The sequence below is a fragment of the Methylobacterium haplocladii genome (assembly GCF_007992175.1).
Taxonomy (GTDB): Bacteria; Pseudomonadota; Alphaproteobacteria; order Rhizobiales; family Beijerinckiaceae; genus Methylobacterium; species Methylobacterium haplocladii.
In genome coordinates this window covers 19,377-33,435 of record NZ_BJZT01000029.1, presented here as the reverse complement: position 1 = coordinate 33,435, position 14,059 = coordinate 19,377, and the positions used below count along the sequence as shown (strand labels likewise).

Below are 14,059 nucleotides of genomic sequence, written 5' to 3'. Positions count from 1 at the left end.
TCCCGGCAGGCAACGCCCCATCGCCGCCACGGTTCGCCCGAAACGGGCGATCAGGCCTTCGTTGCCTTCAGGCGCTTCACGCACTTGCTGTAGAATTGCGGCCAGGTCGGTCCCTTGGCGGTCTTGTCCGTCGTCGAAAGGCCGCGCCACTCGATGCCGCAGCGCTTCTGGCGCTCACGCGCCGGCGAGAGGGCCGGCTCCTTGTCGCGCATGGCGGCCGCCGGCTTGGCCCTCGCTTCGCCCGCGAATCCCGGCATGGCCAGACAGAGCACCGCGGCGAAAGAGGCGGCGAGACGAAGCGACATTCCGGCAACCTCAGGGAGACAAATTCCCGCATCCGAGAGCGGGTTGGGGCAATCACAGCCGCAATCTCAGGGAAAGGGCAAGGCCAGAACGGGCCAGTCCGCAGGGGAGTTGCATCGTGCTTCGACGTCGCAACGCCGCGCTCCGCCTGTTCACGGGGTCGCGAATGCGGTCTACTCCGCGCGATCGGCGGACCCGCCGGAAAGCGCGGCGGGCCGGATCGCGGAGCAGGCCATGGCGCAGACGACAGCCGGTGCGATCGACGTGCACACCTGGAGCACGCCGAACGGCTGGAAGATCCCGATCATGCTGGAGGAATGCGGGCTGCCCTACCGGGTGGTGCCGGTGAATATCGGCAAGGGCGAGCAGATGGCGCCCGATTTCCTGGCGATCTCGCCGAACAACAAGATCCCGGCGATCGTCGACCCCGAGGGCCCCGGCGGGCAGCCGATCACGGTCTTCGAATCCGGTGCGATCCTGCAATATCTCGGGCGCAAGACCGGCTGCCTCTACCCGTCCGACGAGCGTGCCCGCGTCGCCGTCGACGAATGGCTGTTCTGGCAGGTCGGCGGCCTCGGGCCGATGCTGGGACAGGCCCACCATTTCCGCATCTACGCCAAGGAGAAGATCCCCTACGCGGTAGAGCGCTACACCGAGGAGGCCAAGCGACTCTACGGCGTGCTCGAACGTCGGTTAGAGGGCCGCGAACATATCGCCGGCGATTACTCCATCGCCGACATCGCCACGCTCACCTGGGCGAAGTTCCACGACAAGCAGGGCGTCGATGTCGTGACCTACCCCAACGTCGCGCGCTGGTTGGACGCCCTGCTCGCACGGCCCGCCGTCCAGCGGGGGCTCGCCGCGATCTGACGGCACTTGTCCCCGCTGTTATCCCAACGCCGGACCACCGCTAAACTGCGACCGATGTCTCGGACACGCCCTTAAGACTCCGCCGATACCCTGCCGGGCAGCAGGAGGTGGAGACATGAGAACGCTCACCGTCGTGGCTTTGTCGGCACTGACGCTCGCGGGCAGCATCGCAGGGGCGGAAGCCCGCGGCTTCCGGCTGCGGGGCTCCGGCTTCGCGATACCGCATCGGTCGGCGACGGCACGTGTCACAACGACCCGCCCCGTGCCCACGATCGCCACCGTCGGAGCCATCGGCCTGTTCGATCCGACCCGACCCGATGCGAGCATCGTAACGCGCAGCGTCATGACGGCCGGGGCGACGGACGAGACGTCGCCGATCCCGCCCATGCCGCCGGTCCCGGCCGCGGTCAAGAAATCGGCCGAGCCATGGTGTCCGAGCGGCCGGATCGCCGGCGCGGGCACGGGATTCTGCCTGATCAACTGATACGGCCGTTTCGAACCCCGCGCTTCAGAGCGTCGTCATGAACCCGGCAAGCCGCATCAGGCCCTCGGGCCAGGGGCCGTGACCGCTGGCGACGTTGATGTGTCCGGCTTCGCCCGCATCGACCACGCTCGCCCCCCAGGCCGCGCCGAATTCTTCGGCCCGTGCGTAGCTGCAATGCGGATCGGTGCGGCTCGCCACGAGCAACGACGGAAAGGGCAGGGGATCGCGCGGCACCGGCGCGAAGGAGCAGACGCTGGCCGGCAGGTTCCGGCAGGTCTCGATGTCGGGGAAGGCGACCAGCATCGCGCCGCGCACGATGCCTGCGGGTAGGCACGGCGCCGCCTCCACCGCTGCGACCACACCGAGGCTGTGGGCGATCAGCACGACGGGGCGCGTCGCCTCCTGCACCGCCGCGACGATGCGCGCGCGCCAATCCTCCGGATCGGGATGGTGCCAGTCGGCCTGCTCGACGACCCGCCCGGTGCGCAGGCGCCCGGCCCAGCGCGCCTGCCAGTGCTCGTCCCCGGAGCCGGCATAGCCCGGCAGGATCAGGATATCGCAATCGCCCGTCTTCATGCCGCCTCCCTATCGCCTGGGGCGCGGGACGATCAAGCGGCGGCGCTCACCGGCGGGGCTGTGGCGATCCAGGCCGCGAGGGCGGTCGAGGCGCGGTTCTTTCCCTTGGCCTCGACCTCGAAATCGGTCCAGGCGAGGTGACGGGCCACCAGCGCGTTGATGCCGGCGTTCCACATCAGGTCCGAATGCGCAGCGAGATCGCGCCGGGAATGGCCGGCATCCGTGAGCGCGGCGAAGTCGGGCAGAGCAGCCGTATCGTGGCCGGCGAGGAGGGCTTCGCGCGACACGCTGATATGGCTCAGCGGCCGGGTCCCGCGCCACGACCCGCGGATGCGGGCGATGCGGGGATCGTCGGGCTCGAGATACGCGCCGCCGCTCTCGACCCAGTGATGGTGCAGGTCGAGGACGACGGGTACGGTGTCGGCCAGCCGCAACACGGCATCGAGGCCGTGGCAGGTCTCGTCGTTCTCCACCGTCAGCAGGTTTCTCGCGGTCTCGGAGATCAGCCGGAGGCCGGCGCGAAACCCCTCGATGCCGGGCTCGCGTCCGCCGACATGGATGTTGATGTGGGCGCCGTGCGGATGCCAGCCGCCACCGTAGCCGAGCATCGCCATCGCCTCGGCATGGTATTCGAGTTCAGCGATGCCGTTCTCCTGCGCCGACGGGCTCCGCGAGGCGATGAGGCAGAACTGACCCGGATGCATGCTCAGCCGCACGCCGCCGGCCCGCGCCAGGTCCCCGAGCCGCCCGAGACCGGCTTCGATCAGGCTACGCAGGCCGGGCTCGGCATAGAGATCCTTGGCGATCGGATGGGTGAAGCCGGGCAGCAGGGAACTGGCGATGCGCAGAAGCCGCTCCGCCGAGGGTCGGGCGGCGACCCAGGCGATCTGGCGTCCCAGCGCCGCGAGGTTGTGCCGGGCGATTCCTTCGAGCTTCGCCCGCCGTGCGGCCGGGGAGAGACCCGCGAGATGGGTCATTGTCGTGCTGGTCAGGTTCATCGCCTGCAAGGCCTCGCGCTCGGCCTTGCGGGTCGGATAGCCGCCGGGCGGCTCGTCGGGGATGAAGGTGCAGCAGAAGCCGAGGCGGGATGTGGAGGCTGTCATGGCCCGACAACGCGAGCCGGCCGAGGCAGGGTCCCCATGGAAACGAGTGCTTCGATCAACCGGACGTTTCGAGGACAAGAACGTCGTGAAACGAGGCCCTTGTTCCCGCGAGAGCCCTCAGGTCCGCAGCTTGAGCCGGTAGCTGTACATGTCGCCGCGAAACAGGCCCTCGACGTATTCGATCATCACACCGGCATCCGAGAAGCTGTGGCGCTTGATCAGCAGGCAGGGGCTCGGCTCGTCGAAATCGAAGATGCGGCATTCCTCCTCGGTGGGCATCGTCGCCTCGATGGTCTGCTCGCAGGTGACGAGGCGGGCGCCGCCCTCCTCGGCGAGGAAGGCGTATACGGACCCGGAGAGGTCGCCATGCTCCAGTGCCGGCACGGCCTTGAGATTGTACCAGGCGACCTCCCGCGACATGGCGATGTCGTCGCCGTAGCGGATACGGGTTAGCTTCAGGATCGGCGTGGTCGAGGGCAGCCCGAAGATCGAGGAGATCGAACGGTCCTGCACGATGGCCCGCTCGGCGATGGAGGAGGAGGGCACCTTGCCGAGTTCGCGCATCTCCTCGGTGAAGCCCTTCAGGCGATCCATGCCGGGATGCACCTGCTCGGGCCGGGTGCGGACCAGGAACCCCTTGCGCCCCTGCGACGACAGCAAATTGCGCTGGCGGAGCGCCGCATAGGCGCGCTGAATGGTTACGCGGCTGACCCCGAGGTTCTCGGCGAGTTGCCGCTCGGCCGGCAGAACCGCACCCGTGGGCAGCGCCCCGGACATGATCAGCGCGTGGATCTGCTCTTCCAGTTGCTGGTAGAGCGGCATGGCGGTGTCGTCGCGCAGCCGCAGGAGCGACATCAGCGACGGGCGATCGAGATGGAGGGGGACGACCGTGGCGGTCATGTCCGAGCGGAACCCTCCGGCTGATTTCCTGCTTGCCACGTTGCGCTACCGGGTCATCGTTCGTGCAGATCTTCGTCGTCGGAAGCTTCGTGGTCGCCTGCTCGGTCAAGGTAGCACGGCTTCCGCGCGCCGGTGAGTCCCTCGACGCTCAGGACTTCGTGTCAGAGCCGGGCGGCAAGGGCTTCAACCTCGCGCTCGCCGCGCACCGCCTCGGCGCGAGCATAGAAGGTGTGTTCGCCATCGGCGACGACCCCTTCGCCGCCGTCGCCGTCTCGGCCTTCGAGGGAGCGGGCCTCGCCACCGACATGCTCGTCACGCGTAGCGGCTCGACCGGAGCCGGCGTCGGCTTCGTCGATCAAGCCGGCGAGAACTGCCTCGCCGTGAACCTCGGTGCGAACCGGTTGCTCGGGGCCGGCGACGTCGACCGGGCCCGGATCGCCCGAGCCGACTTCGTCATGGCGACCTTCGAATCGCCGGACGCGCCGATCGCCGAGGCCTTCGCGCAGGCCCGTTCGCGCGGCATCCGCACGCTGCTCAACCCGTCGCCGAGCCGTCCCATCGATCCGCGAATCCTGGCCGATACGGCGATTCTCGTTGTCAATCGCGTCGAGGCCGCCGATCTCGGTCTCGACGTGGCCGATGCCGGGACGGCGCAAGCGCTGCTGCGGGCCGGCCCGGCGATCGTCGTGGTGACGCTGGGGGAAGAAGGCGCCGTTGTCTTCCAGCGTGACGAGACGGCCTGCCGTCAGGCGGCCTTCCCGGTCGCGGTCATCGACACGATCGGCGCCGGCGACGCCTTCTCCGCGGGCTTTGCGGTGGGCCTGCTGGAGGGCCGGCCGGTTGGGGAAGCGCTGGTCCGGGCGGCGGCCTGCGGCGCCATCACCGCCTGCCGCTTCGGCGCGTTCGATGCCTTCCCCACGAAAGCCGAGCTCGACCGCTTCTGCGACGCGGCCGCCGGCTGAACCGGCTCATTCCACCACGGCGTACGGATCGTCCGGCCCCGGCACGGCCACCGCGATGTCGCCGGTGGCCGTGCCGACGACGAGCAGGGCGAAGCAGAGCGCCACGACCAACACCATCAGGACAACGCCGACCCGCTCGGGATCGAACCGCCGTGCATTCAGGACTGCGCAGCCGATCGTGAAGGCAGCGGCCTCGGCCAGCGGGACGACGTGAACGAGCGCCATGTTCGCATCCATGAGTCGGGAAGCGAAGTGTTGGACTGACTTTGGTCCGCTTTCAACGGCTTCGACCAAGGGAATTCGCTGGTCTCAGCCGAACGGAGGTCGGTCAGTCCCGCTCGTCGAACGCATCGACGGCATTGCCGGCAAGGTTCGCGCCAAGCAGGCGGTCGGGCGCGTCGGCGACGAGTCGCGCTCGCGTCGGCAGCTCCGCGATCGCGGCGGCGCGCTCGCGAGCCTGCCGCACCGCCTCCCGAAGCGGAATGCTTTCGAACCGCACGGTCTCCCCGGGCCGGCGCTGGGCGAGGCGCCGGAGATCTGCGGAGATCACGGTGGCGATCTTCGGGTAGCCCCCGGTGGTCTGGCGGTCGGCGAGCAGTACGATCGGCCGGCCGCTGCCGGGCACCTGGATCGCACCGGCGACGGTGCCGTCCGAGACGATGTTGAAGCCGCCCAGGCCATGCGCGATCTCGGGGCCGTCGAGCTGGTAGCCCATGCGGTCGGCGCGGTTGGAGACGGTGAAGGCGGCATTCAGCAGGGTGTCGATGCCGGCTTCGGTGAAGCGATCCGCCTGCGGCCCGAGCACGACGCGGATGGGCCGGTCGCGCTCGATTGGCACGGGGTCGAGACAGCATTCGGGTTCACCAGACAGCGGCGGCGGAGCCAGCGGGAGCCGGTCGCCTTCGTGCAGCGGGCGGCCGTCGAGACCGCCCAATGCCGCACGAAGGTGCAACGAGGCGCTGCTCAGGACGGGCTCCACCGCGATACCGCCCGCCAACGCCAGGGTTGCGAAGACGCCCTCGCGCGGCCGGTCGATGGAGAGTTCCGAGCCCTCGCGCAAAACGAGCGAGCGGTGATGCGCGACCGGCTCGCCGTCGAGGCGGATCGGGCAGGGGGCTCCGGCGAGCGCCAGCCGCACGGCACCCCCCTCGATGCGAAAGCGGCCGCCGCCGAGGCCGAACTCGATCGCGGATGCATCCGCGACATTACCGACGAGGATGTTGGCGCCGGCGTGGGCGATGCAGTCCATCGGGCCGGAAGCGGAAAGGCCGTAGCGCAGGTAGCCACGGCGGCCACCATCCTGAAGGGTGGTCGCGGCGCCACAGGATAGGACGACGAGAACGACGCTCATCCATCCAGCCGCTCGGCCACGAGTTCTCCGGCGGCGGCGGCTTCGTCGAGGACAGTCCAGCGGCCGGGGTCGACGGGCTCGAACCGCACCCGATCGCCGGGCGCCAGCAAGAAAATCGGGTCGCGCCCAGGCATGAAGCTGCGCACCGGCGTGCGGCCCAGGAGGTGCCAGCCGCTCGGCGCTGCAATGCTCGCCACGAGAGCCTGCGCGCCGCCGATTGAAATGGTCCCGGCCGGCGTGATCGGGCGCGGGCTGGGACGACGCGACAGGGCGAGCGTCGGATCGAGACCGCTGAGATAGGCATAGCCGGGCAGGAAGCCGAGCATCGCGACACGGTAGTCCGGCTCGGCGTGACGCGCGATCACGTCACCGGAGGACAGGCCATGATGCTCGGCGACGGCGTCGAGATCGGCGCCGAATTCGCCGCCATAGACGACCGGAATGCGCCAGATCCGGCCGGCGTGCGGCGGCGTCAGGTCGGACCGGGCGAGCGCGAGAATCTCTTGGCCGAGTTCGGCCGGATCGACCGCGACGGGGTCGCAATGCACGGTTAGCGAGCGGTAGGTCGGTACGGTCTCGACGACACCCGGCAGCGCGGCCTCGGCGAGCACGGCGTCGAGGGCGAGGACGGCAGCGTTGAGGTCGGCATCGATGGCGTCGCCGAACTCGATGGTGAAGGCGGTGTCGCCGCAGGGCAGGAGGCGAGGAGGCCGACGGGTCATCGCACCACCCGTAACCGCGCCGGCCACCGCTGGTAAAGCCGCCCGTTCAGAGACGGTGGGAGGTGCGCTCCGGTCCCTCGTAACCCTCGTCGTCCGGCGCATCGGCGCGACGCACGGCGGCGTCGAGGTTGTCCGGATCGAGGGCGGCCTCGACGTATTCGCGGCCGCGATGCGTCATCTCGCGCGCGTAGCGCAGGCCCTGGTCGCGGACCTCGTCGGCCCAGGGGCCGAGTGCTTCGTCCTCGCGGCGCGTGCGCGGCAGCAGGGCACCGAGCAACAGGCCGGCGGCGAGCCCGACGACGCCGACGAGCAGCGGATTGTCCGAAACGAAGGCTTCCGTAGCGCTGCGGCTCTCGCGCAGGCGGATGTATCCACGATCGGCGAGGTCGGCAGCGCGGCGGCCATGTACGTCGACGCGGTCGGCTGCCCAGGAGCGCACGTCGTCATAGGCGTCGGCAGCCTGCTCACGCACGCGGTCGACGGTGTCCTCGACACGTCCGCGCGCCGTCTGTGCCGCGTCCGAAACGCGATCCCGGACGTCGGAGGCGGCATTGGCGGCATCGCGAGCAGCGGTCTCGGCCGTTCCCTTGGCATCTTCCCGCACGTCGCGGGCCGCTGAGAGTGCCTCTTTGGCCTCGCGCTCGGCCCGGTCGCCGAAGTCGTGCAGCGAATGCGCGACATCTTCCTGGCGAGGCAGTCCGGCTTTGGCCGCGATGTCGTCTGGCAACGACCGGCTGCCGTCTCCGTGGATCTGATTGTCGCTCATCACGCCACTCCGATTTGGTTGTATGTGTTCGACGCTTCCACGGCGCGCCGGGAAGCTCGGTCTCGTTCATTCAGTGCCGAGGCGACCGCATTCGTTCCGCGCAGGGGACGCCGGCTCGATCCGCCAACTGGCCGGAGGGACCTGCCCGGAGCGAACTCAGGCCGTCGCCTCCTCGGTCAACGTCCGGGTCGGGCGCCCGCCGGGCTGGTCCGGATCGTAGGCCCGCTCGACGCCGACGCCGGGAGCCGGCTCGACCGGCACCGGCCGAACGGCAGCAACACGAGGACCTTGCGCCAGTTTCTTCATCAGCATGCCCACACCGGCCACGATCAGAAGAACCGGCAGCGGATTGCGCCGCACGACCGCGAGCGCGTCGTCATAGACGCTGTTCAGCGGCGTGCTACGGGCCGAGCCGAGCATTTCGTCCACCAGATTGACCGGCGAGAGCCGGTTCTGGATCCTGTCGATCGTTTCGTCGAGGCGCGCACGGCTGGCCTCGATATCCTTCTCGAGATCGGACAGCGAACCACTCATCCCGAAACCCTCTCGGACAAGGCGCGCGCGTCCTGGCGGACCTGCCGCGAGGTGCGCGTCGGCGCGAGATTGGACAACGACATCGCCCTGGCGCCGACGACACCGAGGATGACGGCGACGAGAAGCAGGACACCGCCGACGATCAAGGCCGCCAGCCAGTCGGAATGGACGAGCGTCGCCACGAACTTGACGAAGGCGCCGATCAGGACGAGCAGCGATACCACTGCGAACACCGCAGCCGCCACCATCATCGCGAGGCCGATGAACAACGTGCGGACGTTGCTCACCATCTCGGTGCGAAACAGCGCAATCTCCTTGCGGGCAAGATCGCCGGTCTCGCGGAGGGCGTCGCCGATCAGGCCCTGGATGCTGCCGGGGGGAGGATTCGACATCTGTGCGCCCTCAGACCCGCTCACGGTCGAACGCGCCGTCGATCTGGCGCTCGCCGGACGACTTCACGAAACGGGCGAGAAGGAAGCCGGCGGCGAACGTCGCCACGGCGACAGCGACGGGGGAGCGCCGGGCGAAAGCTTCGGCGTCCTGATAGAACTCGTTGAACGAGCGCGTCTCGATCGAGCCGGCCAGATCGTCGAGCCCCTCGGCGGCACTGTCGAAGAACGCCTTGACGTTCGGGCGGTCGTCGAACGTCCGGCCGGAATCGCGGAGGGAATGCGCGAGGCCGGAGACCGATTTCGCGGCCTCTGCCTTGCGGCTCTCGGCGAGGTTCACGGCATGCGTGCGAGCCGCGGCAGCGAAACCGCGGCCACGCTCGACGGCCACGTCCACCGTGTCCTCGACGTCCCGCTTGAGGTCCTTCAAGTCGCCGGGATCGCTCGCCTGACCGTGGGCTGCGGAATCGGTCATGGGCGGTACTCCTCGGACGACACGGATCGGGAAGGGGGCGCGCTCCGTCCCGCCATCGGAACTTGGCAGGGCGGCACGCTTCGGCTGAGTAACATCGGCGGGCTCAGCCGGTTCCGCCGTCCTCGGCACGATCGGGACGGCAGGCCACTCGGCCACTGTGCAAGCCCCGGCCCGTCAGCACCCGTTCAGCTTGGTATGCTCAAGTTGGCCGCGACAATCGTCATCGGTGAACGATCGTTCGTCGAGCATGGCGGAACCGAGCCTTCCCAGGTAAGGTTGCAGTGCCGAACGGGCATGGGGATCGGGGGACGTCTGATGCAGCCATCCTGAACCGCGAGGTTCGACTGCGCTCGTCCGTCCCACGACGGATCACGCGCCTCCCCCGTGCGTTTTCATCTCACATCGTCAATACGGGCCGGGCGCGAACAACGCGACCGAGCCGTTGAGGACCGGAGTCCGACTTCGTGTCACGTCTCGTCATCGTATCGAACCGCGTCGCGATCCCCGCGGAGGGCAAGGGCCTCGTATCCGCAGGCGGCCTCGCCGTCGCGGTCAACGAGGCGTTCTCCGCCTATGAGGGGCTTTGGTTCGGCTGGAGCGGCGAGATCACGGAAAACCCGGATCCCGAACCAAGACTGATCGACCGCGGTCGGGTGCAATATGCCGTCCTCGACCTCTCGCCGCAGGACTACAAGGAATACTACGCCGGCTTCGCCAACCGAGCGCTCTGGCCGATCATGCATTATCGCGTGGGCCTCGGAAGCTATTCGCGCTCCGATTATTCGGGCTACCAGCGCGTCAATCGGCTGTTCGCCCGGGCACTCGCCAAGCTGCTCGAGCCCGACGATCTAGTCTGGGTTCACGACTACCACCTGATCCCGCTCGCGAGCGAGTTGCGCGGGCAGGGCGTCGACAACCCGATCGGCTACTTCCATCACATCCCCTGGCCCGGTGCCGATGTGTTCAACACGCTGCCCGCCAGCGGCGATCTGCTGCGTGCCATCGCGGATTACGACCTGATCGGCCTGCAAACCGATCCGGATGTGCAGAACCTCTCTCGCAACCTCATCGACGACCTGCGCGCGATCCCCCTCGGCGGCGGCTCGCTGATGGTCGACGGACGCCGCACCCGCATCCGCAGTTTCCCCATTGGCATCGATGTCACGGGCTTCAAGGAGGCAGCCGACAAGGCTGGCACCAACAAGATCGTGCGCGAGACCATGGCGGGCCTGCGCACCAGGAAGCTGCTGATCGGCGTGGACCGGCTCGACTATTCGAAGGGCGTGCCCGAGCGCATGGAGGCGGTGGACCGGTTCTTCGCCTCGAACCCGGACCAGCGCGGCAACGTGGTCTACATCCAGATCACGCCGAAATCGCGCAGCGAGGTGCCGGAATACGAACAACTGTCGCGTGACGTGAACGAGAAGGTCGGCGACATCAACGGCATGCTCGGCGAGCCGGCTTGGACCCCGATCCAGTACGTCACCAAGGCCTATCCGCGCCCGGTCCTCGCGGGCCTGTACCGCGCAGCCAGGGTCGGCCTCGTCACGCCGATGCGCGACGGCATGAACCTCGTCGCCAAGGAATACGTCGTCGCGCAGAGCGAGGACGATCCCGGCGTGCTCGTGCTCTCGAAGTTCGCCGGCGCCGCCCGGCAGATGCCCGAGGCGCTACTGGTCAACCCCTACGACCGCTTCGAGATGGCCGAGGCGATCCGCGAGGCGCTCTACATGCCGCGCGAGGAGCGGCTTGCCCGCTGGAAGCCGATGAACGAGCGCATGAAGCGCGAGGACGTCGACTGGTGGGCGCGCAACTTCATGACCGAGCTGGAGAATTTTCGGACGCTCGATCGCTCCCCGCCGGCCACCGTCGCTGCGGCCGAGTAGAACATCCTCCTTTCGCCGACGCGTAAAATCGGGCAAGTCTCAAGCTTGGCTCGGTATGAAAGCGGACGCTTAGGGTTGCGATGATCGTCATCGAAGAGGGCGTGCCAGCGCCGCTCGGCGCGCACTTCGATGGCAGGGGCGTCAACTTCGCCCTGTTCTCGCAGCACGCCACCGCCGTCGATCTCTGCCTGTTCGACCCGGGCGAGCGGCATGAGCGGCACGTCATCCGGCTACCCTGCCGGACCGACGACGTCTTCCACGGCTACCTGCACGGGGTACTGCCGGGGCAGCATTACGGATACCGGGTACACGGCCCCTGGGAGCCGGCGCACGGGCATCGCTTCAATCCGGCCAAGCTCGTCATCGACCCCTATGCCCGCGAGATCGCCGGGCACATCCGCTGGAACGACTCGGTCTACGGCTATCGTCGCGGACTTCAGCGCGAAGACGTCATCGACCGGCGCGACAGTGCGCCCATGATGCCGCGCGGCGTCGTCACACGCACCGACATCCCGGATTTCACGCCGACCCAGACCCACCGCCCGCTCTCCGAGACCGTGATCTACGAGGCGCACGTCAAGGCGCTGACCATGACGCATCCGGCGCTCACGGCGGCCGAACGCGGCACCTATCTCGGCCTCGCCCATCCGGCAATCATCGAGCACCTGCTCAAACTCGGCGTCACGGCGCTGGAACTGCTGCCGATCCAGGCCTTCGCCGACGACCGCTTCCTGGTCGAGAAGGGCCTCGTCAATTTCTGGGGCTACCAGCCCTACAACTACTTCGCGCCGGAGCCGCGCTATCTCGGCGAGGGCGGGACGGGAGGCCTGCGCTTCGCTATCCGCGAACTCGCCGCCGCCGGGATCGAGACGCTGCTGGATGTCGTCTACAACCATACCGCCGAGGGCGACCGTACCGGGCCGACGCTCTCGTTCCGCGGCATCGACAATCACAGCTACTACAAGCTCAAGCCCGAGAACCTGCGCGAGGACGTCGACTGCACCGGCTGCGGCAACACTCTGGACGTCGCCAATCCGCGTGTGATGCAGATGGTGCTCGACAGCCTGCGGCACTGGGTGCAGTCCTACGGCGTCGCGGGCTTCCGCTTCGATCTCGCCACGAGCCTCGGCCGGGCGCCCTACGATTTCTCGCACCGGGCCGCCTTCTTCCAGGCCTTGAGGCAGGACCCGGCGCTCGCCCGGGTCAAGCTCATCGCCGAGCCCTGGGATATCGGCCACGGCGGCTATCGCCTCGGCGGCTATCCCTATGGTTGGAGCGAGTGGAACGACCAGTTTCGCGACACACTGCGCGGTTTCTGGCGCGGCGATTCCGGCACCCTCGGCAAGCTGACGCAGGGGCTTTCGGGCTCGCGCGAGATATTCTCGCCGTCGGGCCGCGCCCCGCAGGCGAGCATCAACTACGCCGCCTCGCATGACGGTTACACGCTCGCCGACGTATCCGCCTACGAGAGCAAGCACAACCACGCCAACGGCGAGGAGAACCGCGACGGCCACGGGCATAACCTGAGCTGCAATTACGGAATCGAGGGTCCGAGCGACGATTCCGCGATTCTGGGCCTGCGCGCCCGCCAGACCCGCAACATGCTGGCCACGGTGTTCCTCGCGCAGGGCGTGCCGATGCTGCTGATGGGTGACGAGCGCGGGCGGAGCCAAGCCGGCAACAACAACGCCTATTGCCAGGACAACGCGGTCAGCTGGATGGACTGGGCGCACGACCCCGACCCGGAACTCGCGATATTCGTCGGCAACCTCTCAAGTCTTCGCCGGCGCTGCCCGTCGCTGCGCCGCCGTCACTTCCTGATCGGCGCCAAGGTCGACGGCACGGAACTCCGCGACGTGCACTGGCTCTCGCCGGACGGCACCGAGATGGACGGGGACGCCTGGAACGACGGCGGCCGGCAATGCTTCGGCATGCAGATCGGCAACGACATCGATGGCGCGCAGCGGGTGCTCGTGCTGATGAACGCGGCCGAGACCCCGTGCGACTTTCGCCTGCCGACCGTCATCGGAGGCCCCTGGCGGCGGGTGTTCGACACCACGCTGGCAACCGGAACGGTGCCTCCGAACACCGTCCCGACCGTGAGGGAGGGCGGAACGGTCGTCATCGCGCCGCGCAACATCCTCGTCCTCAAGGCGCCCCCGGTCCCTTCCGCCGACGAATGCGGCGGCACGGCGTGATCAGGCGGCCGGCGGCTCCGTCGCGGGTCCGCGACCGCGAACCTCCTGCTCGTAGGCGATGAGCTCGCGGCCGAGCTTGAGTGCCTTGTAGCGCTCGTTGGCACTGGTGGCGTCGTGGATCGCGGCAATGCGCGGGCCCATGCTCGGCACGGCCTGCATCACCTCGTTGGCCAGCGCCATGAAGGCGGTCTCGGCCTCGAAGGGATTGTCCACGAGATACATCACCTGAAGCAGCACGTAGAGCTGCTTGCACGGCGTGTCGGCCTCGCTCTCGGTGATGATGTCGCTCTCGCGCAGAAAGCGCGTGTTCGTCTCCAGCAGGAAGCTCGACCGGCGATCGCCGTTGCGGATCGCGGCATTGCCGATGATCAGCCGCTCGTTCGGCTTGAGTTCGATCTTCAGGGGCATGGCGCGCAGTCCCGGGCTCTTGGGCGCCGACCACCCTTCCGGGAGCACCCTAAGATCGGGTTAACCAAGCTCGATGAGAGCCAAGCGCCAGAGCAATTCCGATCGATCGCAGTAAGATTTGGGAAGGGTGCG

The 14,059-nt window shown here is 68.3% G+C and carries 17 protein-coding genes; 5 read left to right on the top strand and 12 right to left on the bottom strand.

Features of this window, described 5'->3' with window-relative positions; genetic code table 11:
- Positions 1 to 50 precede the first annotated feature (50 nt).
- Positions 51 to 305 (bottom strand): hypothetical protein, encoded by a 255-nt coding sequence (locus MHA02_RS13525; RefSeq protein WP_147079474.1) that lies wholly within the window; start codon positions 303 to 305, stop codon positions 51 to 53.
- Positions 306 to 537: 232 nt separating this feature from the next.
- Here MHA02_RS13525 and MHA02_RS13520 point away from each other — a divergent pair, with 232 nt between their 5' ends.
- Together MHA02_RS13520 and MHA02_RS13515 are read left to right on the top strand one after the other, a co-directional pair.
- A complete protein-coding gene (locus MHA02_RS13520) occupies positions 538 to 1,173 on the top strand; it encodes a glutathione S-transferase family protein (RefSeq protein WP_147079472.1) in 636 nt (211 codons plus the stop codon).
- Between the two features lie 115 nt (positions 1,174 to 1,288).
- A complete protein-coding gene (locus MHA02_RS13515; protein ID WP_147079470.1) occupies positions 1,289 to 1,657 on the top strand; it encodes a hypothetical protein in 369 nt (122 codons plus the stop codon).
- A gap of 24 nt (positions 1,658 to 1,681) precedes the next feature.
- On the opposite strand, the gene MHA02_RS13510 is transcribed toward MHA02_RS13515, so the two are convergent.
- The 3 genes from MHA02_RS13510 to MHA02_RS13500 form a co-directional block, all read right to left on the bottom strand.
- Positions 1,682 to 2,233: an RBBP9/YdeN family alpha/beta hydrolase gene (locus tag MHA02_RS13510; protein ID WP_147079468.1), complete on the bottom strand. Its 552-nt coding sequence runs from the start codon at positions 2,231 to 2,233 to the stop codon at positions 1,682 to 1,684.
- 32 nt (positions 2,234 to 2,265) lie between these two features.
- Positions 2,266 to 3,336 (bottom strand): apurinic/apyrimidinic endonuclease family protein, encoded by a 1,071-nt coding sequence (locus tag MHA02_RS13505; RefSeq protein ID WP_147079466.1) that lies wholly within the window; start codon positions 3,334 to 3,336, stop codon positions 2,266 to 2,268.
- Between the two features lie 117 nt (positions 3,337 to 3,453).
- Positions 3,454 to 4,236, bottom strand: coding sequence for a GntR family transcriptional regulator (locus MHA02_RS13500; RefSeq protein ID WP_238180502.1), 783 nt, complete (start codon positions 4,234 to 4,236; stop codon positions 3,454 to 3,456).
- A 62-nt stretch (positions 4,237 to 4,298) separates the two neighbouring features.
- On the opposite strand from MHA02_RS13500, the gene MHA02_RS13495 reads away from it, so the two are divergent.
- Positions 4,299 to 5,198 (top strand): ribokinase, encoded by a 900-nt coding sequence (locus tag MHA02_RS13495; RefSeq protein WP_147079464.1) that lies wholly within the window; start codon positions 4,299 to 4,301, stop codon positions 5,196 to 5,198.
- Between the two features lie 6 nt (positions 5,199 to 5,204).
- Here MHA02_RS13495 and MHA02_RS13490 read toward each other — a convergent pair whose 3' ends face one another.
- The 7 genes from MHA02_RS13490 to MHA02_RS13460 all read right to left on the bottom strand — a co-directional run bounded on the left by MHA02_RS13490 (position 5,205) and on the right by MHA02_RS13460 (position 9,435).
- Positions 5,205 to 5,423, bottom strand: a complete 219-nt coding sequence (locus tag MHA02_RS13490) for a hypothetical protein (protein WP_147079461.1) — start codon at positions 5,421 to 5,423, stop codon at positions 5,205 to 5,207.
- Between the two features lie 103 nt (positions 5,424 to 5,526).
- Positions 5,527 to 6,549, bottom strand: coding sequence for a 5-oxoprolinase subunit C family protein (locus tag MHA02_RS13485; protein ID WP_147079459.1), 1,023 nt, complete (start codon positions 6,547 to 6,549; stop codon positions 5,527 to 5,529).
- Complete coding sequence (gene pxpB, locus MHA02_RS13480) at positions 6,546 to 7,271, bottom strand: 5-oxoprolinase subunit PxpB (RefSeq protein WP_147079457.1); 726 nt, start codon at positions 7,269 to 7,271, stop codon at positions 6,546 to 6,548. Before pxpB ends, MHA02_RS13485 begins: the two co-directional genes overlap by 4 nt.
- A 46-nt stretch (positions 7,272 to 7,317) precedes the next feature.
- Positions 7,318 to 8,037, bottom strand: coding sequence for a hypothetical protein (locus tag MHA02_RS13475; protein ID WP_147079455.1), 720 nt, complete (start codon positions 8,035 to 8,037; stop codon positions 7,318 to 7,320).
- A gap of 156 nt (positions 8,038 to 8,193) precedes the next feature.
- On the bottom strand, positions 8,194 to 8,571 hold the full coding sequence (locus tag MHA02_RS13470) for a DUF3618 domain-containing protein (protein ID WP_147079453.1): 378 nt from the start codon (positions 8,569 to 8,571) through the stop codon (positions 8,194 to 8,196).
- Positions 8,568 to 8,963, bottom strand: a complete 396-nt coding sequence (locus MHA02_RS13465) for a phage holin family protein (protein ID WP_147079451.1) — start codon at positions 8,961 to 8,963, stop codon at positions 8,568 to 8,570. The genes MHA02_RS13470 and MHA02_RS13465 overlap by 4 nt, the downstream gene beginning before the upstream one ends.
- A 10-nt stretch (positions 8,964 to 8,973) precedes the next feature.
- Complete coding sequence (locus MHA02_RS13460) at positions 8,974 to 9,435, bottom strand: hypothetical protein (RefSeq protein WP_147079449.1); 462 nt, start codon at positions 9,433 to 9,435, stop codon at positions 8,974 to 8,976.
- A gap of 464 nt (positions 9,436 to 9,899) precedes the next feature.
- Between MHA02_RS13460 and MHA02_RS13455 the strand changes: the two genes are divergently transcribed.
- Both MHA02_RS13455 and glgX read left to right on the top strand, forming a co-directional pair.
- Entirely contained in the window at positions 9,900 to 11,321 is a 1,422-nt protein-coding gene (locus MHA02_RS13455) for an alpha,alpha-trehalose-phosphate synthase (UDP-forming) (protein ID WP_147079447.1), read from the top strand.
- An 80-nt stretch (positions 11,322 to 11,401) separates the two neighbouring features.
- Complete coding sequence (glgX, locus tag MHA02_RS13450; RefSeq protein ID WP_147079445.1) at positions 11,402 to 13,519, top strand: glycogen debranching protein GlgX; 2,118 nt, start codon at positions 11,402 to 11,404, stop codon at positions 13,517 to 13,519.
- Here glgX and MHA02_RS13445 read toward each other — a convergent pair whose 3' ends face one another.
- Positions 13,520 to 13,927 carry a flagellar biosynthesis repressor FlbT gene (locus MHA02_RS13445; protein ID WP_147079443.1) on the bottom strand — a complete coding sequence of 136 codons (408 nt, stop codon included), beginning with the start codon at positions 13,925 to 13,927 and terminating at the stop codon, positions 13,520 to 13,522.
- Between the last annotated feature and the right edge of the window lie 132 nt (positions 13,928 to 14,059).